This is a genomic window from Pseudarthrobacter sp. CCNWLW207 (assembly GCF_037203945.1).
GTDB lineage: Bacteria > Actinomycetota > Actinomycetes > Actinomycetales > Micrococcaceae > Arthrobacter.
Genome location: NZ_JBBCBS010000002.1, coordinates 376,869 through 397,752, shown reverse-complemented (window position 1 = coordinate 397,752; position 20,884 = coordinate 376,869). Strand labels below are relative to the sequence as shown.

General features: G+C 66.1%; 14 protein-coding genes. 2 read left to right on the top strand and 12 right to left on the bottom strand.

The window, feature by feature from the left end; all coding sequences use genetic code 11:
- Positions 1-1,527 carry a lysine--tRNA ligase gene (lysS, locus tag V9L17_RS04885; protein ID WP_337345464.1) on the bottom strand — a complete coding sequence of 509 codons (1,527 nt, stop codon included), beginning with the start codon at positions 1,525-1,527 and terminating at the stop codon, positions 1-3.
- A gap of 114 nt (positions 1,528-1,641) precedes the next feature.
- Here lysS and V9L17_RS04880 point away from each other — a divergent pair, with 114 nt between their 5' ends.
- Positions 1,642-2,505, top strand: a complete 864-nt coding sequence (locus V9L17_RS04880; RefSeq protein ID WP_443198003.1) for an alpha/beta hydrolase — start codon at positions 1,642-1,644, stop codon at positions 2,503-2,505.
- A gap of 76 nt (positions 2,506-2,581) precedes the next feature.
- Complete coding sequence (locus tag V9L17_RS04875; protein ID WP_337345462.1) at positions 2,582-3,415, top strand: alpha/beta fold hydrolase; 834 nt, start codon at positions 2,582-2,584, stop codon at positions 3,413-3,415.
- 83 nt (positions 3,416-3,498) lie between these two features.
- Here the strand turns inward: V9L17_RS04875 and V9L17_RS04870 are convergent, their stop codons facing one another.
- From V9L17_RS04870 to V9L17_RS04820, 11 genes are all read right to left on the bottom strand, one after another.
- Complete coding sequence (locus tag V9L17_RS04870) at positions 3,499-4,974, bottom strand: DHA2 family efflux MFS transporter permease subunit (protein ID WP_337350667.1); 1,476 nt, start codon at positions 4,972-4,974, stop codon at positions 3,499-3,501.
- Positions 4,975-5,100: 126 nt separating this feature from the next.
- The gene (locus tag V9L17_RS04865; RefSeq protein WP_337350666.1) at positions 5,101-5,667 is read right to left on the bottom strand and encodes a type 1 glutamine amidotransferase domain-containing protein; all 567 of its coding nucleotides are present in this window, start codon (positions 5,665-5,667) and stop codon (positions 5,101-5,103) included.
- Positions 5,668-5,780: 113 nt separating this feature from the next.
- The gene (locus tag V9L17_RS04860) at positions 5,781-6,641 is read right to left on the bottom strand and encodes a hypothetical protein (protein WP_337350665.1); all 861 of its coding nucleotides are present in this window, start codon (positions 6,639-6,641) and stop codon (positions 5,781-5,783) included.
- 93 nt (positions 6,642-6,734) lie between these two features.
- Complete coding sequence (locus V9L17_RS04855) at positions 6,735-8,507, bottom strand: DUF5605 domain-containing protein (protein ID WP_337350664.1); 1,773 nt, start codon at positions 8,505-8,507, stop codon at positions 6,735-6,737.
- 30 nt (positions 8,508-8,537) lie between these two features.
- Positions 8,538-11,450 (bottom strand): family 78 glycoside hydrolase catalytic domain, encoded by a 2,913-nt coding sequence (locus V9L17_RS04850; RefSeq protein WP_337350663.1) that lies wholly within the window; start codon positions 11,448-11,450, stop codon positions 8,538-8,540.
- A 62-nt stretch (positions 11,451-11,512) separates the two neighbouring features.
- Positions 11,513-13,024 carry a glycoside hydrolase family 43 protein gene (locus tag V9L17_RS04845; protein WP_337350662.1) on the bottom strand — a complete coding sequence of 504 codons (1,512 nt, stop codon included), beginning with the start codon at positions 13,022-13,024 and terminating at the stop codon, positions 11,513-11,515.
- The gene (locus V9L17_RS04840) at positions 13,021-15,522 is read right to left on the bottom strand and encodes a beta-glucosidase family protein (RefSeq protein WP_337350661.1); all 2,502 of its coding nucleotides are present in this window, start codon (positions 15,520-15,522) and stop codon (positions 13,021-13,023) included. The genes V9L17_RS04845 and V9L17_RS04840 overlap by 4 nt, the downstream gene beginning before the upstream one ends.
- Positions 15,523-15,590: 68 nt before the next feature.
- Entirely contained in the window at positions 15,591-16,451 is an 861-nt protein-coding gene (locus tag V9L17_RS04835) for an ATP-binding cassette domain-containing protein (RefSeq protein ID WP_337345454.1), read from the bottom strand.
- Positions 16,448-18,301 carry a dipeptide/oligopeptide/nickel ABC transporter permease/ATP-binding protein gene (locus V9L17_RS04830; protein WP_337350660.1) on the bottom strand — a complete coding sequence of 618 codons (1,854 nt, stop codon included), beginning with the start codon at positions 18,299-18,301 and terminating at the stop codon, positions 16,448-16,450. The genes V9L17_RS04835 and V9L17_RS04830 overlap by 4 nt, the downstream gene beginning before the upstream one ends.
- Entirely contained in the window at positions 18,298-19,239 is a 942-nt protein-coding gene (locus V9L17_RS04825) for an ABC transporter permease (protein WP_337345452.1), read from the bottom strand. The genes V9L17_RS04830 and V9L17_RS04825 overlap by 4 nt, the downstream gene beginning before the upstream one ends.
- Before the next feature lie 81 nt (positions 19,240-19,320).
- A complete protein-coding gene (locus V9L17_RS04820) occupies positions 19,321-20,841 on the bottom strand; it encodes an ABC transporter substrate-binding protein (protein ID WP_337350659.1) in 1,521 nt (506 codons plus the stop codon).
- Positions 20,842-20,884 lie beyond the last annotated feature (43 nt).

Genomic DNA, 20,884 nt, shown 5'->3' with positions numbered 1-20,884 from the left:
TCAGTGACCCTCGGGCTTCAGGAGCGGGAAAAGAATGGTTTCTCGGATACCGGCACCAGTGAACAGCATGACCAGCCGGTCGATGCCCAGCCCGATGCCGCCCATGGGAGGCGCACCGTATTCGAGCGCCCTGAGGAAGTCCTCGTCCAGCTGCATGGCCTCGACGTCGCCCGCAGCAGCGTGCCGGGACTGCTCGGTGAGCCGTTCGCGCTGGATGACGGGGTCGATCAGCTCAGAGAAGGCCGTGCCGCGTTCCATGCCGCCGATGATGAGGTCCCAAGCCTCGATGAGGCGGCCGTCCTCACGGTGCGGACGGGCCAGCGGCTGCGCGGACGGCGGGTAGTCGTACACAAACGTCGGGTTCAGGAGCGTGGGCTCCACGATCTCACCAAACAGCTCCACGGCCAGTTTCTCGGCGTCCCACTTCGGGTCCACCTTCACCTCATGCTTTTGCGCAATATCGCGCAGCACCTCAAGCGAAGTGTCCGGGGTGACTTCCTGGCCAACGGCGTCGGACAGCCCGGGGTAGACAGAGACCCAGGCCCAGTCGCCGTCGAGGTTGATTTCCCCGGCCTCGGTCTGGAGGGTGCGGCCGGCGCCCACGGCGTCTGCGGCGTCGAGGATGATCTCCTTGATGCGCTGCGCCATGACGAACTGGTCAGCCCAGGCCTCGTAGCACTCGAGCGTGGTGAATTCGGGGCTGTGTGTGGAGTCCACACCCTCGTTGCGGAAGACGCGGCCCATGTCGTACACGCGGTCGATGCCGCCCACCACGGCGCGCTTGAGGTAGAGCTCGGTGGCGATCCGGAGCGTCATCTTCTGGTCGAACGCGTTCATGTGCGTCTCGAATGGACGTGCCAGGGCGCCGCCGTGGACCAGCTGCAGGATGGGGGTTTCCACTTCCACGTAGTTGTGGCGGTGGAGGCTTTCGCGGATGGAGCGGGTGATGGCGGCGCGGGTGTAGACCATTTCCCGGGCTTCGTCGCGGACCATCAGGTCCACGTAGCGCTGGCGGACGCGGGTCTCCTCGTTCAGTTCCGCGTGCAGGACCGGCAGCGGCCGGAGCGCCTTGGACGCCATGGACCAGGACTCGGCCATGACGGACAGCTCGCCGCGGCGTGAGGAAATCACCTCGCCCTTGATGAACACGTGGTCGCCCAGGTCCACCAGGGCTTTCCAGTCAGCGAGCGCTTCCTCGCCCACATTGGCCAGGCTAAGCATGGCCTGGAGGCGGGTGCCCTTGCCGTCAACGCCGCCTTCTTGCAGCGTGGCGAAGCAGAGCTTTCCGGTGTTGCGCACAAAAACCACGCGGCCGGTGACGCCCACAACGTCGCCGGTGGTGTCGTCCGCTTCGAGGTGGGCGTACTTTTCGCGGATCTCGGTGAGGGAATGCGTGCGTTCAACACCCACCGGGTATGCCTCGGTTCCGCGCTCGATCAGCTTGGCGCGCTTTTCCATGCGGATGCGCATCTGTTCGCTGGCGTCGAGCGGCTCTGGGGCATTCTTGGGGGTGTTTTGGGAAGTCACAATCCCCAAGTTTACCGGGAGTTCCGGCCACCGGGTTTTTGTCCAGATAATGCACGTTCAGACCGCCGCCGGCCACGTTCGGTGGACAAAAACTCCAAGGGACGCCGCCCTAGGATGGGGAGGGTGAAAGAACAGGTAGTGCCAACGCACGACGGCGGCCGGCTGGCGTTGTACAGCTACGGCACCGAGGACGCTCCGGGAGAGCGCCGGGTAGTGCTGATCGGCGGAGCCTTCCTCACAGCCCTGATTTATCGCCCTTTTTCGGAAGCGCTGGCTGAGGGCCTTGGCGACGGCTGGGCGGTGGACGTGTACGACCGCCGGGGCCGCGGCAAGTCCAGCGAACAGCCGGCGGACTACTCCATGGCCACCGAAATCGCAGACCTCCGCACAATCCTTGACGCCACCCGCGCGCGCAACATCCTGGGGCACAGCCTGGGCGGCTCCGTCGCGTTGAACGCGGTCCAGGAATTTACCGGCACAGCTTATGTGCCGGACAAGCTGGCCGTGTACGACGCCGCGGTGAACATCGACGGCAGCATCGACACCGACTGGCTGGACGGGTTCGAGGACGCCGTTAACAACGGCCGCGTGGGTCACGCCCTTGCTCACATGAAGAAGGCCACCAATCCCGGCAGTGCGCTGGCCAAGATTCCCGAGCCGGTTCTCGCAGGGTTGATGGCCCTGATGTCCCGGACCAAGGTGAACAGGCTGTTCCGCCAGGTGATGCCCAGCGGCGTCGGTGAGCTGCGGGCCGCGTACAACGAGCCGGACCACGCCAGGGACTTCGGTGTCCTGCCCTCCAACACCCATTTCATGGCTGGCGGAAAAAGCCCCGCCTGTTACAAAGCCACGGCCGAGCTGCTCCATGCCGCAGTGCCCGGAAGCACGTTTGAGCTGTCACCCAAGGGTTTCCATGGCTCCATCCCCGCCGCCGTCGAGGAGCTTGTGACGGACATCTCGGAGTACTTCAAAGGCTGATTTCCCGCCCAAATCTTTACCGGCGCCAAAGGCACTCCTGCTGCCAGCACTCAGGTACCTCGGCTAGGCTCGGAACATGACGCGCGAGAACATCAAGACCCCCGACGGCGGCACACTCGAGCTCTTCTCCACGGGTGCCGAACTGGCGTCCGCCGGCTCCGGCGTGGTGGTGGTGCCGGCCTCCATGGTGACTGCAGCCGACTACACCAAGTTCGCGCAGAAGCTCAGCGCAGCCTTGGGCCGCCCGGTGCATACCTTCAACCGCCGAGGCCGCGGTTCCTCGTCGCCGCAGCCGGATGACTACACGCTTGACGCGGATATCCGGGACCTTGACGCCGTCATGAAGCACACGTCCAGCACCGACGTGTTCGGCCACAGCTTCGGCGGCGCCGTGGCCCTGCACGCGGCCCGGACGCTTCCCGTGGAACGGCTGGCCGTCTACGATCCCGCCGTGTCCGTGAACCACAGCGTCAAAGCCGACTGGACAGCGGAATACGAACGCGCCACGGCCGCCGGGGACGACGACCGCGCCCTTGCCGTGCTGAGCAAGGGCCTGGAAACCGGCGGCGCGTTCTCCCGGATGCCGTTGTCCATGCTCACCATCGCCAACAAGCTCACCGCCGGCACGCATGTAGGCAAGCAGATGCGCGAACTGATGCGCACCGGCGTCCGGGAAATCAAGGCGATCATCGCCGCGGACATGCCGGCCGAACCGTTCCTGGAACTGCCACTGGAAACCCTGATCGTGGTGGGTGAGAAGAGCCCGGCGTACTTTGGCGTGGCGTGCGGCCAGATCCACGACGTCCTGTCCGGTTCGAGCTATACCATCCTCCAAGGTTCCGGCCATGACGGCGTGCTCCGCGCGCCGGACAAGCTCATCACCGAACTCAGCGACTTCTTCGCCGGCTAACCCCTTGGCCGTTTAACCCCATGTAAGTAGCAGCAGATGTCGTTTTGAGGGCTCAAAACGACATCTGCTGCTACTTAGTTGGGTTAGTGGCCGCCGTGGGTGGGACCGGCGCCTTCTGTCTTGCGCATCATCGCTGAAAGTACGACGGCGGCAAGGGCTATCACAGTCGCCGTCAGGAACGCTGCGCTCATCCCGGCAACCAAACCGGAGGCGGCGGAAACCACAGCGAAGATGGACACCAGCAGCGCCGTGCCGGCGGCGCCGGCCACCTGCTGCGTGGTGCTCATGATCGCCGAGCCGTGCGAGTAGAGGTGCGGCGGCAGCGGGTTCAGGCCGGTGGTGAACGCCGGGGTGAACAGCAGTGCCAGGCCAAAGCTCAGCACCACGTGCAGGCTGACGATCCACCACACCGCTGTGCCGGCGTCGAGCATGGAGAACTGCCACAGGGACAGCACCATCAAAACCGAACCGGTCACTGTCAGCGGCAGCGGGCCTACCTTGTCGAAGAGCCGGCCGATGAACGGGCCCAGCAGGCCCATGGCCAGTCCGCCCGGGAGCAGGGCAAGGCCCGTCTCCAACGATCCCAGGCCGCGGATCTCCTGCAGGTAGAGCGGCAACAGGATCACGCCGCCAAACAGCGCCATCATGGCCACCACCATCAGCAGCACCGAGACGGTGAACATCCGGAAGTTGAAGGCGCGGAGGTCCAGCAGCGGAGCCTCCGCCTTCTGCAGCCGAAGCTGACGGAGCACAAACACTGCCAGGCTGGCCACGCCCACTACCAAGGCACCAATAGCTACCGGGCTCGGGCCGCCCTGAGCTCCGTGGCCGCCGCCGATCTGGCTGAGGCCGTAGACCAGCCCGCCGAAGGCCGGGACGGTCAGGAGCACGGAGAGGAAGTCGAGCTTGGTCTTCTCTGTTTCGCCGATGTTGGTCAGGTACTTGGCGCCGATCGCCAGCGCCGCGAGCGCCACGGGGAGGACGAACACAAACATAAAGCGCCAGGTGAAGTGCTCCAGGATCAGCCCGGAAACGGTGGGGCCCATGGCCGGGGCCACTGAGATGGCGATGCTGACGTTGCCCATCACGGCACCGCGCTTGGCGAGCGGGACGAGGGTAAGGATGGTGGTCATCAGCAGCGGAAGCATGATTGCCGTGCCACCGGCCTGGACGATGCGTGCCAGGAGCAGTACTTCGAAGCCGGGAGCCGCTGCGGCCAGCGCGGTTCCGCCGGCGAAGAGGCCCATGGCCAGCATAAAGACTGCACGCGTGGACAGGCTCTGCAGGATGAATCCCGTGGTGGGGATGACCACGGCCATGGTGAGCATAAAGCCGGTAGACAGCCACTGTACGGTGGGCGCGTCCACTCCAAGGTCCACCATCAGCCGCTGCAGGGCAACGTTCATGATGGTTTCGTTGAGGATCACCACGAATGTTGCCACCAGCAGTGTGGCGATGATGGTCACCGATTCGCGGGACATCTTCGCCGGTGCGGACGGCTGCGCCTCAGTGGCCTGCACGGGCTCTCCGTGCGCGTCAGAAGAGACTTTTGTAGACATAAGTGTTCCCTCAGGGAGTTTGAGTTTGATGGCAGGCGAGCTTCGTCGCTGCAGATTCCAACACTCTACCCGGTGGACTAATTCCTCCGCCGGGCATTTTTCTTAACCCTGAGGGAACAATTTTATTTAGGCCGTCTGGCCCGCGTGCTGGCCTTCGGAGATTTCCTCCACCAGCTTGCTGTTGAAGGCAGGAAGGTCCTTCGGGCTTCGGCTGGTCACCAGCCCCTGGTCCACCACCACTTCGTCATCGCTCCAGTTGGCACCCGCGTTTTTCAGGTCGGTCTGGAGCGTGTGGTACGAGGTGACATTCCGGCCGCGGACCACGCCGGCGTCGATCAGCAGCCACGGTCCGTGGCAGATCGAGGCCACCGGCTTGTGCTGTTCGAAGAAGGCCCGGGTGAAATTCTGGGCGGCCTTGTCCACCCGGAGGTGGTCGGCGTTCACTACTCCGCCCGGGATCACCAGGGCGTCAAAGTCCGAGGCGTTGGCATCCGCAACCGTCAGGTCCACGTCGAAGGTGTCGCCCTTCTCTGTGCCCGCATAACCCTGCAGCTTGCCGCTCTTGGGAGCCACCAGCGTGGGTTCGCCGCCGGCGTCCTTGACTGCCTGCCACGGGCTGGTGAGTTCAACCTGCTCCACGCCGTCCGTCAGCAGGAATGCGACTTTCTTGCCTGCGATGCTGTGTTCTGACATTTTTCCTCCTCTGGTGAGGCGGAGGGAGCACATGGAAGCACTGCGTCATCCGCCTGGAGTTGTTTGCCTGACATGATCCAGCCTAGGAAAACCCAAACTCATAAGCAAGCTGACTACTTTGGCAGCACCAGCAGGTAGCCCGCAGGCAGGTCGCTGCTCCAGCGTCGCGGCTCCCGGACCACGAACTGCGTGGCCAGCTGCTCGGGGGTAATCAGGGTGTTCGGCGCGGGCGACGGACCCCACTGCCCGCTGCCGTGCGGGAAGAGCGGGTCCAGGACGTGGACGCCAGTAACGGAGAATTCCGGGAACTGGCCGGGATCGCCGAGCGACTCGAAGCCACTCATCACCCACGCGTGGCGGCCACTCCACATGACCAGCCCCACCGGCCGGCCCGTGGCGGCGATGGCGCGTGCCGCGGCCTGCAGCGCGTCCTCGTAGCCGGAGATGCTGACCACCTCGTAGGGCCCCATTCCCACCTCGGTCAGCACCTTCGCCCAACCGAAGGGATTGGCGCCGTTGAACGAGTTGGACGACCGCGCCCGGGCCATCTCCCACAGGTCATTCTGCTGGGCGCGGTCGGTCCACGTGCCGCCACCGGTGTCGTCGATGAGGTTGTGCGCCATCTGGATGCTCGCCGCAACACACCAGTCGAAGGTGTACTGCGGCACGAAGTCCCCCTCCTGGTAGAGGTTGAGGGCAAACACCTGGGGCACCGGGGCCGGCATTGGTACCGACGCCGGACTGGGCACCGATGGTGCGGAGGGAACCGATGATGGGGTGGGAACGGATGTTGCCGTGGGGGCCGCGGCCTGCTGGGGCGAGAGGGTGGCGTCGCTCGCGGCTGGCGGGGCCGTGGTGGCCGGGATCGGTGAATCGGTGAGGGCCTCGTCAATGCCGACCGCGGGCACGCAGGCGGTGAGGAGGGTCGCCAGGACGACGAGCCACGCAAGATAACGGGGCTGGGCACCGGTCATGATCGATCCATTCTAGCGCGGCGCCGCGGGAACACCCCGTCCGGGAACCGCAGCCATCCAGCCGCTGAGGGCCTGCCGCGGTTCCCGGAAATGTCAGGAAACGGCGCGGATACGAACAGCCATGAACTGCCGGCCCGGAAGCTCCACCTGGAACCGTCCTTCCACTGCGTCGGGCCGCGTTTCCACTGTCATGTTCCAGGTGTCGATGACGTCCACCTGGTACTGACGCCCGGCTGGCATGACGAAGTTCCGGTACGTGGGCTGGTTGAACCCGAAGTAGCTGATCTCATACTCGAACCGGATGCCGGCGGTGGGAACGTCCCAGGCGCTGGGCAGCGGATCAAGGAAACCTCCGGGTGTCTCTTCCTGGATGCTGCGCAGGAAAGCAATGCGTTCCGGGCTGCTGCCGTGGAACCCGCCGCCCTTGGCCCACCACAGGATGTCCCGGTCGTGCATATATGTTTCGCCGTGGCCAACGTAGCCGCCGCGGACGGCGCCTTCCCAGAACCGCCGGGTCATTTCCTCACCGGTGATGTTGCCCCAGCCTTGGTCGATGTTGCCTTCGTAAGCGCACTCGTCGATGACCACCGGCTTCTGCCAGCGGTCGCGCCACTCCCCCGTGAACTCCGCGGTCTTGTGTACGTCCTGGCGCTGGATGCTGCTGTGCGTGATCCAGGGCCGGCTGTAGTCGTAGAACGCGTGGCAGTTGTGGATGGACAGCAGGTGGGCGCTGGGGTCATTGGCCTGGACAATCCCGGCGAATCGTTCCCAGTCCTCGGTGGTCTTGCGGAAGAGCAGGTCATATTCGTTGGCCAGGGACCACCAGATGTTCCGGTGCGAGGCAAGCCGGGCCACCACGTACTTCAGGTAGCGGTCGTCCTGGCCCGGGGTCATGGTGGAAAAGCCCCAGCGGTCGTAGGCGTGGAAAAGGATGAGGTCAGCCTCGATGCCAAGTTCGTCCAGTTGGCTGATGCGCTGTTCGAGGTGGCGGTAGAACGCCGGGTTGGGCCGCTCGTAGTCGAAACCACCGGCAAGGGAGCCCTCGAACGGGTAGAGGTCCGGTTCGTTTTCGTTGAACAGGTACGACTTGGGGAAGACGCACATCCGCATCTTGTTGAACGGTCCTGTGGCCAGCGTGTCCAGGGTCTGCTTTTCCAGGGCATCGCCCTGGTGGGTCCAGGCGTAGGCCGTGGTGCCAATCGGCAGGTAGGCGGTACCGTCGTCGTACGCGAAGTGGAACGTGTTGGCCACGCGAACCACGCCCTTGGCACCCGCTGCAGCCTCCGCTGCGCTGAAGGATCCGGTGATGCCGTCGAGCGAGCGGGCGTTGCTGGAGGTGGCGAAGGTCCATTCCCCCGCCTCCGGGACCAGGAGCCTGACCTTGTAGTTGCCGTCCCCGTCATAGAAGCCCGGCACATCCAACCTCTTCCCGGACGGGGCGGTGAAGACTGCACGGAGTTCGACGTCGGTGAACGGGTTGCCGTGCGAGGGCCCGGCGAAGGTGATTTCGAGCCGGTCCTGCGCTGCAGCCGCCGTGGGCAGGGAAACAGCCGCGCTGGCCCGTTCAACGGATTCCGGTTCGAAGTCGGCGGCGGGGGCCGGGACGTCGACGGCGGCTGCCGCTGCCCGCTGCGCCACGGTGTCCTCCGGCTCGAGTTCGCCGATGAGGCGGAGGATCTCTGCAACCTGGGCAGGCTTTCCCTTCAGGGCTTCCTCGGTTCCGAGGATCAGTCCCACCTCGTGGAAGTACAGGGTGTGCAGCAGGGGGTTGTTGGTCAGGGTGGGGACGTGCTCGGTGAGGATGCGGTTACCCTCGGCATGCCGCATCACAAAGTACAGGGGGCTTTCAGCGGTAAAAGTGCTCATCGATGCCTTCTTGGTTCGTGATTCAGGAGTTCAGGAGTCGTGACGGGTGCGTTCGGAGCGGCGTCCGTCCAGGGCTGCGAGGGCGGCGGCGATGTCCTGCTTGACGGCGGGCTGGGTGAAAATCAGGCCCTGGTCCAAGGTGGTCTGCCGGTACCAGACGGTGTCCTTGCGGAAGGCCGCGGCCGCGGCTGGATCATGGGCATCGATGGCCTGCCATACGGCGGCATACGCCTGTGGGTCGTCTATGATGTCCGCGAGCGGGGAGTGCAGCGAGGCCGTACTGCGTTCTGCTGCCGGTCCGGCGTCGGGAACATCCCAGCTGTGCTGGCCCGAGCCCACTACGAAGCCTGCGGAGCCGTCCGGCAGAGAGACCTCCGCGGTGCTTCCAGGAGGCACTTTGGCCTCCACCAGGATCCGGTCGCCCACGCGCTTCCACGCAACCTGGGCCAGGCCGTAAGGAGTTTCGTGCGACGTCGAAGCGTGCGTCAGGCTGTTCAGCGGGCGCGGCGCGATGCGGAGTTTCCGGTATCCGGGCGCTGCCGGGGCCAGGCCAGCCACGGTGCGGTGCATCCAGTCTGCGATCGCGCCCAGCGCGTAGTGGTTGAACGAGGTCATTTCGCCGGGGTTGACGCTGCCGTCCTCCAGGATGGAATCCCAGCGTTCCCAGATGGTGGTGGCACCCTGCGTGACGGGGTAGAGCCAGGACGGGCATTCGGTCTGCGTGAGCAGCCGCTCGGCAGCACCGAGGTGACCCGTCACAGTCAGGGCGTCGGCAACCAGCGGCGTACCCACAAAACCGGTGGCGATCCGGTAGCCGCCCAACCGTGCGAGCTCGGCGAGCCGGTCACCAAGGGCCTGGCGCTGCGCCGGATCGGTGCTGATGCCGAACATCAGGGCCAACGAATAGGCCGTCTGGGCGTCCGAGACCATGCGGCCGGCCGGCGTCACGTATTGGGCCAGGAAGGCCTGCCTGGTCTCCTCGGCGAGCGCAGCGTACTTGCCGTGGTCGGCGTCGTTCCCCAGGACGGCAGCCGCGTGGGCCACCAGGTCCAGGGACCGGAACAGGTAGGCGCTGGCCACAATGTCGCCGTGGGTGCGGGCGGCACCGGGCTTGTCCGGCGGAGCGGCGGGGTCCAGCCAGTCGCCCAGCTGCATCTGGCCCTGCCACAGCCCCGAACTGTCCCGGACCTTCAAGAGGGCGTCGGCCCAGTCCCGCATGCTGGCGTATTGGCGGCGGAGCAGGCCAGTGTCACCGAAGCGCTCGAAAAGCACCCACGGGACCACGGTGGCGGCGTCGCCCCAAGCGGCCACAGGTGATTCGAGCATGCCCAGGACAGACGGCACGATAATGGGGACCACGCCGTCGCGGTGGCCCTGCTCGAGGGCGAGGTCCTGCAGCCAGGAGCCGAGAAAACCCAGCGAGTCATACAGATAGCTGGCGGTGGGGCTGAATACCTGGATGTCGCCGGTCCATCCCAGCCGCTCGTCCCGCTGCGGGCAGTCAGTGGGCAGCGCCAGGAAATTGCCGCGCATCCCCCAGAGGGCGTTTTCGTGCAGCCGGTTCAGCAATGGGTCTGAGCAGTCGAACCAGCCGGTGCGGCGCATGTCGTTATGGATCACGACGGCGGTGATCGCCGCCGGGTCCAGCTCGCCGGGCCAGTTGTCCACCTGCGCATAGCGGAAGCCGTGGAAGGTAAAGCGCGGTTCCCATTCCTCCTCGCCACCTCCCCCGAGGCCGTCTTCCGCAGCACCGGGGCCCGCGAGGGTATACGTGTCGGTGGCCGCCGCCTGGCGCAGTGGGCGCAGTGACAGTTCGCCATCTTCAAGGACCTCGGCGTGCCGAAGGGTGATCGTGTGGCCGGGCTCGCCGGAAACCCGGATCCGCAACCGCCCCACAAGGTTCTGGCCGAAGTCCAGCACGGTGGCGCCGGAGGGAGTGGTCAGGACTTCCCTAACAGGAAGTTCCTCGATGCGGCGCACGGCCGGGGCCGTGGCCGGGGTGGCATCCGCCCAGTTCTGATCGGAGTCGACAGCGGCGGGGAGCCAGTGGGCGTCGTCGAAACCTGGTTCGGACCAGCCGGCCTCCGCGCGCCGGGCGTCGAATGTTTCGCCGGCGTAGATGCCGCTGGATACCAGCGGGCCGCCAGTGCGTGCCCGCCAGTCCCGGCTGCTGGCCACAATGTCCTTCGTGCCATCCGTGTATTCAAGGCGCAGTTCCACCTTGACCGCCGGCTGCTCGCCATAGAACGGTTTGGCGAAGCCGTGGAAGCCGTACTTTTCGGTGAACCAGCCACCCGCGAGCCAGACTCCGATGGCGTTGGCACCCGGAGCCAGGAGCGCCGTGACGTCGGTGGTTTCATGATTAAGCCGGTCCGCATAAGCCGTCCAGCCCGGTTTGAGGACCTGGTCATCCACTTCCGTCCCGTTGATTTCTGCCTGGTAGACGCCGTGCGCGGTAGCGAACAGCGTGGCTTTGGCCAGCCCTTCCCGCACCATGAACTCGTGACGCACTTGGCCGGGCTGGCCCAGCGGATAATTTTCGCCCGCAGGGGCGGGCAGACCGATGGCCACGGCCTGCCAGGGACCGTCCACAAAACCGCCCACCAAGGTCAGCGGCGCGCACCAGTCCGAGGTGCCGCCGTCGTTCCCGGTGACCCGGACGTCCACCTCCACCTGCCCGCCCGCGGTGATGTCCGCGAAAGGCCAATCCACCAGCACGGACTCGGGACCTTCGAGCAGCACGGACTCCGACTTCCCGTCCCGCCTCACCCTGACTTCGGCTGCAACTTGCAGCCAGTCTGTGCTCCCAGTGGCAGTGACCCAGCTGAGCCGGGGCCGCGGCTCGGCCACGAACGGGGTATCTGTCCGGTACTCCGCCGATAACCGGCTCACGACGGTCTGCTCGCGGGTGGCTGACTGCGGTGTCAGGGTCGTGTTTGTCACAGAAGGCCTTTCAGGCGGAGGTGGGAGGTGATCAGAGCTGCGATGCGGGGCCCAGCCGGTTTCTACCGGGGTTCGCGGCCTTCGCTGCGGAACCAGTCGAACGCCACCGTGCCGGCGCTGGCAAAGACGCCCGCCACCCGTCCGGTGAAGGATGCGGCGGTCTCAGCCGAGAGGTACCGGCCGTCGAGTTCAGCCAGGGTAACTGGTTGGCCGTCGACGACTGCCTGGAGCGCGATGGTGTCTGAGCTCAGGCTGCCGATGGCATTGTCCGGGTTTGGTTCGCGGGTCTCGATCCGCAGTTCCACCGGTCCGGCGGGCGCCGGGTGGGTCCACGTCTGTTCAATCGACGAAATCCTGGCCCGGGCCGTAAGAGTGGTTCCGTCCGTTTCAATGGAGTAGTGGTGGGCCTCGTCGTAGCGGACGGCCAGGCCGCCGGAGCCGCTTTCGCTGGCGCTGGCGCCTTCCACGTCCACGAGTGCTGCGATGGTCTCCACCTGGTACTGCTGGCGGCGGCCCAGGAACGCGGGACGGGCATCATCCAGTTTCGTGCCGTCGCTGGTCAGCGTGAGGCGTCCCGGGACTTTCTCGGTGGAGGCAAACGCGCCGGGGAAGCGTCGGACTGCGATCCAGCCGCCGTCGAGCTCCGCGTCCGCGAAGTCATCCTCAAAGGCGCCGCCTTCGCGGGGGTTCAGAATGACCGGCTCCGCGACGGGCCAGTCATCTACCCAGGTGACCGGGGTGATGAACGTTTCCCGGCCCAGCGCGGAGAAGGCGCGGGTCATGCCCTTGGGACGCATGCCCAGGAGGACCATGGCCCAGCCGCCGTCGGGCGTCTCCACCAGGTCGCCGTGGCCGGTGTTCTGGATGGGGCGGTCTGTGCTGCGGGCGCTCAGGATGGGGTTGGCCGGGTTGGACTCGAACGGACCGGCCGGGGAGGTTCCGCGGGCGATGCTGACGCTGTGCCCGCGCTCCGTGCCGCCCTCGGCGATCATGAGGTACCAGTAGTCGCCGCGCTTGTACAGGTGCGGCGCCTCCGGGAACATCAGGCCTGTGCCGGACCAGACACTGCGGGGCTCCTCAAGTGCCTTGCCGGCTTCTAGATCAACGCGGACCTGGAGGATGCCGCCGTGCTCACCCATGTTTCCAGTGACAGTGTCCAGCCCGGAGTAGGTCATGTAGGCCATGCCGTCGTCGTCCCAGGCGAGATCCTGGTCGATGCCGATGGCTCCTTCGATCGCGAGGCCATCGCTCCAGGGCCCCGCCGGATCCTTTGCCGTGAACACCAGGGTGCCGCGGGCCATGGCGTCCGTGACGGCAACGTAGAACAGGCCGTTGTGGAAGCGGATGGTGGGCGCCCAGGCACCGCCGAGGGTGGGCACGTCGCGGGAATCCAGCTGCCCTTCGCGATCCACAACGTGGCCGATCCGTGTCCAACTGACCAGGTCGGTGCTGTGGTAGACGGGGATGCCGGGCAGGTACTCGAACGTGGAAGTGGCCAGGTAATAGTCGCTCCCCACCTTGACGATGCTGGGGTCCGGGTTGAAACCGGGGATCAGCGGGTTGGGCAGGTTCATGCTGCCCCCTCCTCGGAGACGTCGGTCAGGGTGAGCACGGTTTCCAGCGGCAGTTCGGTGACTGACGTGCCAATGCGGAGCGTGTAGTCGCCGGGCTCGTAGGTCCAGCCGTTGTCCCAGTAGGCCAGGAGCCGGGTGGGGACGTTCAGGATGGCGGTGGCGGTTTCGCCGGGTCCGGCCCACACGGGGATGGAGGCAACGAGCCAGCGGATGGGGCGGTCGACGGCGGAGCCTGGCTTTTCGGCGTAGATCTGGACGACGTTTTTGCCTAGCCGGGTGCCGGTGTTTGCCAAGGTGACGGTGAGGGGCACGACAGCGCCGGGGGCCGCTGTAACAGGGGCGTCCACACCGTCGAGGGTCCAGGTGGTGTAACCGAGGCCGTAGCCGAATTCGTAGGCCGGTTCCGTGCCGGCTTTGAGCCAGGCGCGGTAGCCGATGTGGATGCCTTCGTCGTAGGTCAGGGTCCCGTCGGGTGCGGGGGTGACGTTGATGACGGGCACGTCTTCCTGGGTGGCGGGCCAGGTGGTGGGGAGCCGCCCGCCGGGTTCGGTGGCGCCGGTGAGGATGTCGGTGAGGGCGTGGCCGAATTCCTGGCCGCCGAAGTAGCCGATCAGGATCGCGGCCACCTCGTTGCGCCAGGGCAGCAGGACCGGGGAGCCGGAGTTCACGACCACGATGGTGCGGGGGTTTGCCGCAGCGACGGCGTGCACGAGCCGGTCCTGCAGGCCTGGCAGTTCCAGGGAGGTCCGGTCGTAGCCTTCGGATTCGACCCGGGAGTTGGTGCCGACCACCACGACGGCGACATCGGCTGCGCGGGCAGCCTCCACAGCATCCCGGATCAGGGAGTCCGGGTCGGCGTCGTCAGCTTCCACGCCGATGGTGATGGCAAGGGCGTTGGACAGGGCACCCTCCCGGTCATGGGTGTCCAGTTCGATCCGGACCTCCAGCGGGACGCCGGCGGTGGCCTGCACTTCGACGGACGCGGACGGCGGTGCCAGGAACGCGGCGCCGAGATCGGTTCCAGTCGCTTCGATGGTGGCCTCGCGGGCCAGGACTCCGTCGACAAAGATCCGGCCGTGGCCCACGGTGGAGAAGCCGAGCCTGACGGGGCCGGTCTCATCCGGAGTGTAGATGGTGTGGAACTGGACCAGGGAGGACGCCGAGATCGGGGCGTCGCCGCCGAACCAGACCAGGGCGGTGGAGCGGCGGTCCTCGGCGAAGAGTTCGTTCCCGTTGGAGTCCAGGAACCGGACCCGCACGCCGGGGGTTCCGGTGGTGGGGTTGGTGAGCTGTTCCAGGGGGAGTTCGGCGATGCCTTCCTGGACCACGGCGCCCACGCTGTAGCTGACATTGTCCGCGCCGAACGCGTCGCGGATCCCGTCCAGCGGGGTGACGATCTTTTCGGGCACGACCGTGGCGGAGCCGCCGCCCTGGGTTCGGGCGTACCGGGCGTTGTGCCCGATCACAGCGACAGTCCTGGCGGCGGCGGGAGCCAGCGGCAGCACGCCGTCGTTCTTCACCATTACCGTCCCGGCGGCGGAGGCCTCGCGGGCGAACGCAATGGGGTCCTCACGGTCCACCGGTTCGGCCGCCACGGCCTCGAAGCCTTCGAGTGCGCCGACGCGGGCGGCCAACTGCAGGATCCGGAACACCTTGCGGTCGATCGCGGCTTCGGCGACCTGGCCGGATTTTACGGCCACCACCAGGGCTTCACCCCAGGGGCCGTCCGGGCCTGGCATGGCCAGGTCCTGGGACGCGCTGGCGCTCTCCACGCTCCGCACGGCGGTCCAGTCGCTGATCACCACGCCGTCGAAGCCCCATTCACTGTTCAACGGGGTTTCCAGCAGCTCGTTTTCGGTGGCGGTAGTGCCGTTGATCGAGTTGTACGCGCTCATCACCAGCCACGCCTTGGATTCGACAATGGCCTTCTCGAACGCGAGCAGGTAGAGCTCGCGCAGGGGCCGGTCCGCAACCTTGACGTCCACGGTGAAGCGGTCGGTTTCGGAGTCGTTGGCGATGTAGTGCTTCGGAGTGGCGCCCACGCCGTTGCGCTGGACCCCGGTCACGTACGCCGCGGCAAGCTCGGCCGTCAGGACCGGGTCCTCGCTGAAGGCCTCGAAGTGCCGGCCGCCCAACGGGGACCGGTGCAGGTTGATGGTAGGGCCAAGGACGACGTCCACGCCCTTGCGCCGGGCCTCGACGGCGGACGCGGCGCCGAGCCGGTCGGCGATTGCCGGGTCCCAGGAGGAGCTGATCGCCGCGGCGGAGGGGAAGTTCATGGACGGTTCCCGCTCATCCCACACCTCGCCCCGGACACCGGTGGGTCCATCAGAGAAGAGCATCCGGCGCAGGCCAATTTTTTCCAGCGGCCAGGTGGTCCAGAAGTCGCGGCCGGTCAGCAGCCGGACCTTCTCTTCGAGGGTCAGTTCAGCCAGGAGGGACTTCAATCGCGCGTCGGTGCTCTGGTCAGTATTCAGGTCAGTAATGAGGGTTTCCATGGTGGCTTTCTTGGCTGTTCCTGCGGAGGACGTGTGCTTGTGCTGTTAAGGGGCCGGTATGCCTTGGGTCAGGCGACGCCGGCCTGGATGTCCTGCTGGTCCTGGAGTTCCAGGAGGCGGAGCCGGTCAGCACGGTGTTTGGCCTGCCGGTCGGGATCGGGGATCGGCGCGGCCATGAACAGCCGCTGGGTATAGGGGTGTTCGGGCGCTCCGGTAACCTGCTCGCCGTCGCCCCATTCCACGATTTCGCCGTGGTACATCACGGCCACGCGATGGCTGAGGTGCCGGACCACCGCGAGGTCGTGGGAGACAAAGAGGTAGGCGACGCCAGTGCGTTCCTGGATCTCGATAAAGAGTTCCATGACCCGGGCCTGGGTGGAGAGATCCAGGGCGGAGACGGGTTCGTCGCAGACGATCAGCTTCGGGTCCAGGGCAAGGGCCCGGGCGATCGCGACGCGCTGGCGCTGCCCGCCGGAGAATTCCCGCGGGAGCCGGTGCGCGGCGCCGTGCGGCAACCGGACCTGGTCCAGGAGTTCGGCCACGCGCTTGTTGGCTGCCTGGCGCTCAACTTTGCGGACCGTGAGCGGCTCGGTGAGGATCTGCTCGATGGTCATGGACGGGTTAAGTGACGTATAGGGGTCCTGGAAGACCACTTGGATCTCATGGCTGAGTTCCTTGCGCTGGGCCCGGCTGGCCTTGGAGATCTCCTGGCCGCGGTACTTGATGCTGCCCCCGGTGACCGGGGCCAGCCCGAGGACCGCGCGGCCCAGGGTGGTCTTGCCCGAGCCCGACTCCCCTACCAGTCCCACGGTTTCGCCGGGACGGATGTCCAGGGACACGCCTTTGAGGGCCCTGAACGGTTCCTTCCGGAAACCTTTGAGGGGGTATTCGACAACAACGTCCTTGACGTCCAGCAGGGTCTCGGTCATGACGTCACTCCTTTCAGTTCCTTGGGCTCAGCCGCTTTTTCGGCGTGGTTGGGGCCAACCGTGGGGTACTGCCCGCGGGGAGCGGTGTCCTCAAGGATCGCGTCCTGCAGCTGCCGGGTGTAGGGGTGCTGGGCGTTGTTGAAGATGGCCCGGACGGGTCCGGTTTCCACCACACGGCCGGTCTGCATGACCGAAACGCGGTCGCAGAGGTCGGCCACCACGCCGAAGTTGTGCGTCACCAGGATGACGCCCATGTTCAGTTCGTCCTGGAGTTCGCGGAGCAGGTTCAGGACTTCGGCTTGGACGGTGACATCCAGGGCGGTGGTGGGTTCGTCGGCGATCAGCAAATCCGGTTCGCAGGACACCGCGCCGGCGATCAGGACGCGCTGGGCCATGCCGCCTGAGATCTGGTGCGGGTAGGCGTTGAAGGTGCGCTCCGGATGCGGGATTCCCACCTTGGCGAGCAGGGCCAGGGCGCGCTTGCGGGCTTCGGCCTTGGAAAGCCCCAAGCACACCCGCATGGGTTCGGTCAGCTGGCTGCCGATGGTGAAGGCGGCGTCCAGGTTGGACATGGGTTCCTGCGGGATGTACGCGATGCGCTTCCCGCGGACCTTGGTCATCTCCTTCTCGGAGAGGTGCGCCAGGTCCTTGCCCTCGAAGAAGATCGAACCGCCGGTGATGCGTCCGCCCTGCGGCAGGAGCCGGAGGATGGAGAATGCGGTCTGGGTCTTGCCAGACCCTGATTCACCCACCAGGCCGTGCACTTCGCCGCGGCGGACCGTCAGGCCCACATGGTTCACCACGTGCGTGGTGGACCCGTCGGGCTGGTCGTAGCCGACGCCCAGATCGGTGACTTCCAGCAGCAGCTCACCCGCTGTTTCGGTCGGTTCATCGGGATGGACGACGGCGGCAGCACCGCGCTTTTCGGCGGCACCTTCAGCGTCGGCTGCTGCGGCTGCTGCCGCGGCCTTGCGGCTCTTCTTGACCGGCCCGCGGCTGCGTTCGAGTTCATCGCGCATGGCGTTCGCGAGCAGCGTCAGGGCGATGCAAACGAGTCCGATGACCAGTGCCGGCCACAGTACGAGGGTGGGAGATTTGAAGATGTTGATGAAGCCATCGTTGAGCATGCTGCCCCAGGTGGGGATGTTCAGGTCGCCCAGGCCCAGGAACTCAAGGCCGGCCTGGATGGCGATCGCGATGCCCAGGACCATGGCCGACTGGATGATGACCGGGGCCCGGACCACGGTGAGGATGTGGCGGGCGATGATCCGGAAGTCACTGAGGCCGGAAACGCGTGCCGCATCCACGTACAGCTCGTTGCGGACAGCGGTGACGGAGGCGTAGACCAGCCGGAAGAATGCCGGCGAGAGCATCACGCCGAAGATCATCATGGACAGCCACATGGACGGGCCCAGCACGGCCCGGGCTGCCAGCAGCACCACCATGCCCGGCAGGGCCATCATCAGGCCGGTGAGCCAGGAGGAGACGGCGTCGAACCAGCCGCCGTAGTAGCCGGCGATCAGGCCGGCGGTGACGCCGAGGACCATTGCCACAACGAGGGCCACCAGCGCGCCGGCGAGGCTGAACTGGCCGGCGAAGAGCAGGCGGCTGAAAACGTCCCGGCCCGCGCTGTCGGCACCCAGGAGGTGTTCGGACCCCGCTTTGGCCAGCACGTCCTTCAGGTTTGCGGTGTTGGGGTCGTGGGTTGCCAGCAGCGGCGCCAGGGCCGAGGCAAGGGCAACCAGGACCAGGATCAGCAGCGATGCCGCGCCCGTGGGGTGGGTCAGGAGCCTGCGGAAAAGGGAAACCTTGGCTGCCGTGGTGGGCAGTGCGAGGGGTGTTTCGATCATGACAGCCGAACTTTCGGATTGAGCCAGCCCTGGGCGAGGTCGATGATGAGGTTGACGGTGACCACGATGGCGGCCGTAGCGACGACGACCCCCATCACCACCGGAATGTCGCCCTGGCCGGTTGCGGCGACGGTGATCTGCCCGAGGCCGGGCAGCGCGAAGATCTGTTCCACAATGACGGCGCCGCCCAGCAGCCCGATGAACTGCACTGCGAGCACAGCCAGGGCAGGGCCGCCGGCGTTGCGCAGCACATGCTTGTAGACCACGCGGTTGAAGGACAGGCCGCGGGCCCGCAGGGTCCGGACGTAATCCTGGCGGAGGGCGTCGATCAGCGAGCCGCGGACCTGCTGGACCACGGCGGCGATGCAGCCGATGGAAAGGGCGATGATCGGCAAGGTGACGGTGGCCGCCCAGCCGCCGAACGACGTCGTAATAGGGACATAACCGGTGGCCTTGAACCACTTGAGGTTCAGGGCGAACAGGGACACCAGCCCCAGGGCGATGAGGAAGCCGGGGATGGCGAAGCCCAGGACGCCCACAAACTGGACCACCCGGTCAACCCAGCCGCGGCGGACGGCTGCCCAGACGGCCACAACGATCGAGACAACGGCGGCGATGATCGTGGCACCCAGGACCAGGGAGATGGTGACGGAGACCCGGCTGCTGACACCGGCCGTGACGAGTTGGCCGTTGAACCAGGATCGGCCAAGGTCGCCGGTCAGTGCGCTGGTGAGCCAGTCCCAGTACTGGACCAGAAGCGGCCGGTCCAGGCCCAGCTGGCTGGCCTTCAGCGCAACCTGGGCATCGCTGGCCGTGGGACCCACGATGCGGCGGGCGATGTCACCGCCGCCTGCGTAGAGGAGCAGGTAGGCGACAGTGGTGATGACGAACAGCAGGAGGACACCGGAAAACAGGCGCCGCAGCACGAATCGGTACATTCGAAAATCCTTAGGGAAGGTTCCTGAGGCTGCCGGACCGGACCGCACTGTTCAAGTGCGGCCCGGCGCGGCAGCTGTCCGCTAGGAGGCGGGGGTGAAGGACCAGAGGAACGGGTACGCGTTACCCGTCTGGACCTCGACGTTGGTCTTGGCGTCGGTCACGAAGCTGGACTGCGGGCGGTACCACGGGGCAAACCAGGCCTGCTCCACGATGTACTTGTTCAGTTCCTTCGCTGCGGACTTCTGCTCGCCCTCGGAACCCAGGTGGATCTTGTTGACCAGTTCATCCACCTTCGGGTCCTGGTAGTTGTAGGGGTTCCAGGGTGCGTTGGGAGTGAGCTTCATGTTGATCAGCTGCCAGTCGGACTGCTGCTCGAGGATCATGTAGCTCACGCCGAACTTGGGTGCCAGGAGGTCAGCGATGAAGTTGTTGCCCACATCGGTGAACTGGGCCGTGATGCCCACGTCCTTGAGCTGCTGGGTGATCAGCGCCGGGATGGTGTTGCCCAGGAGGGTGGAGGAGGGCAGTTCCAGCGTGAGCCCGCTGGCGTACCCGGCTTCGGCGAGAAGCGCCTTGGCCTTCGCGGGGTCGTAGCTGTAGCGGGAGTCCAGGGACTCGTCATAGGCGTCCGACGACGGCGGGAACACTTGCGTGGTCAGCTCGCCATGGCCCTGGCCGATGGATTCCAGCATCGCCTTGGAGTCGAACGCGTAGTTCAGCGCCTGGCGGACGCGGACGTCTGCCAGGGCCGGGTTGGTGGTGCCGGCGCGGTCGAAGATCAGCAGGCCGGACCAGTTCAACTGGAGCGGGTTGACCTTGTAGCCGGCTGCTTCGATTTCGGTGAGCGTGTTGTTGTCAATGGTGTTGGCGGCGTTGAGCGTGCCGGACTTGATGGCGTTCAGCAGCGAGGTCTGGTCGCCGTAGACGTTCAGGACAAGGTTGTCGTAGTGGACCAGATCCTTGTCCCAGTAGTCCGGGTTGGTTTTGTAGGTGTAGGACGTCCCGGTGACGGTGGCGGCGGTGTCCAGGATGTACGGTCCGGAGCCGACTGGGTTGGTGGCGATGTCGGCGTTGCCGAAGGAAGCCGGGCTCTGCATGAACGACGCGTCCTTGGACAGGTAGTTCAGGAACGCCGGGTCCGGAGCCGACAAAGTCAGTTCCAGGGTGGTGGCATCCACTGCGGTGGCGGTCTGCAGGGCCGCGAGGAACTGCGCGTCCGGTGATGTGCCGGCCTTGAAGCGCTCGAGGTTCTGCTTGGCGGCGTCGGCGTTGAACGGAGTGCCGTCGGTGAACTTCACGTCGTCGCGAAGTTTCAGGGTGAGGACGGTCTTGGCCTCGTTGTACTTCCACTCGGTGGCCAGCATGGGCACCAGCGTGCCGTCCGGCTCCATGCGGATGAGGGTGTCGTAGACGGCCTGGTAGAACGGCGACAGGTTGGCGAACTCGGACTGGTCTGCTGCAAACGTCTTCGGCGCCAGAAGCGTGCCGAGGGTGAGGGTTTCGGAGGACTGTTCTCCGGAGGCGTCTCCACCGGCAGAGCAGCCGGTGAGGCCTAGGGCAACGGCGGCGACAAGAGCGGCCATACGCTTGGATCGGAACATCTTTGGTCCCTTTCACGGTCAGTGGCGTCCACCATGGACGGCC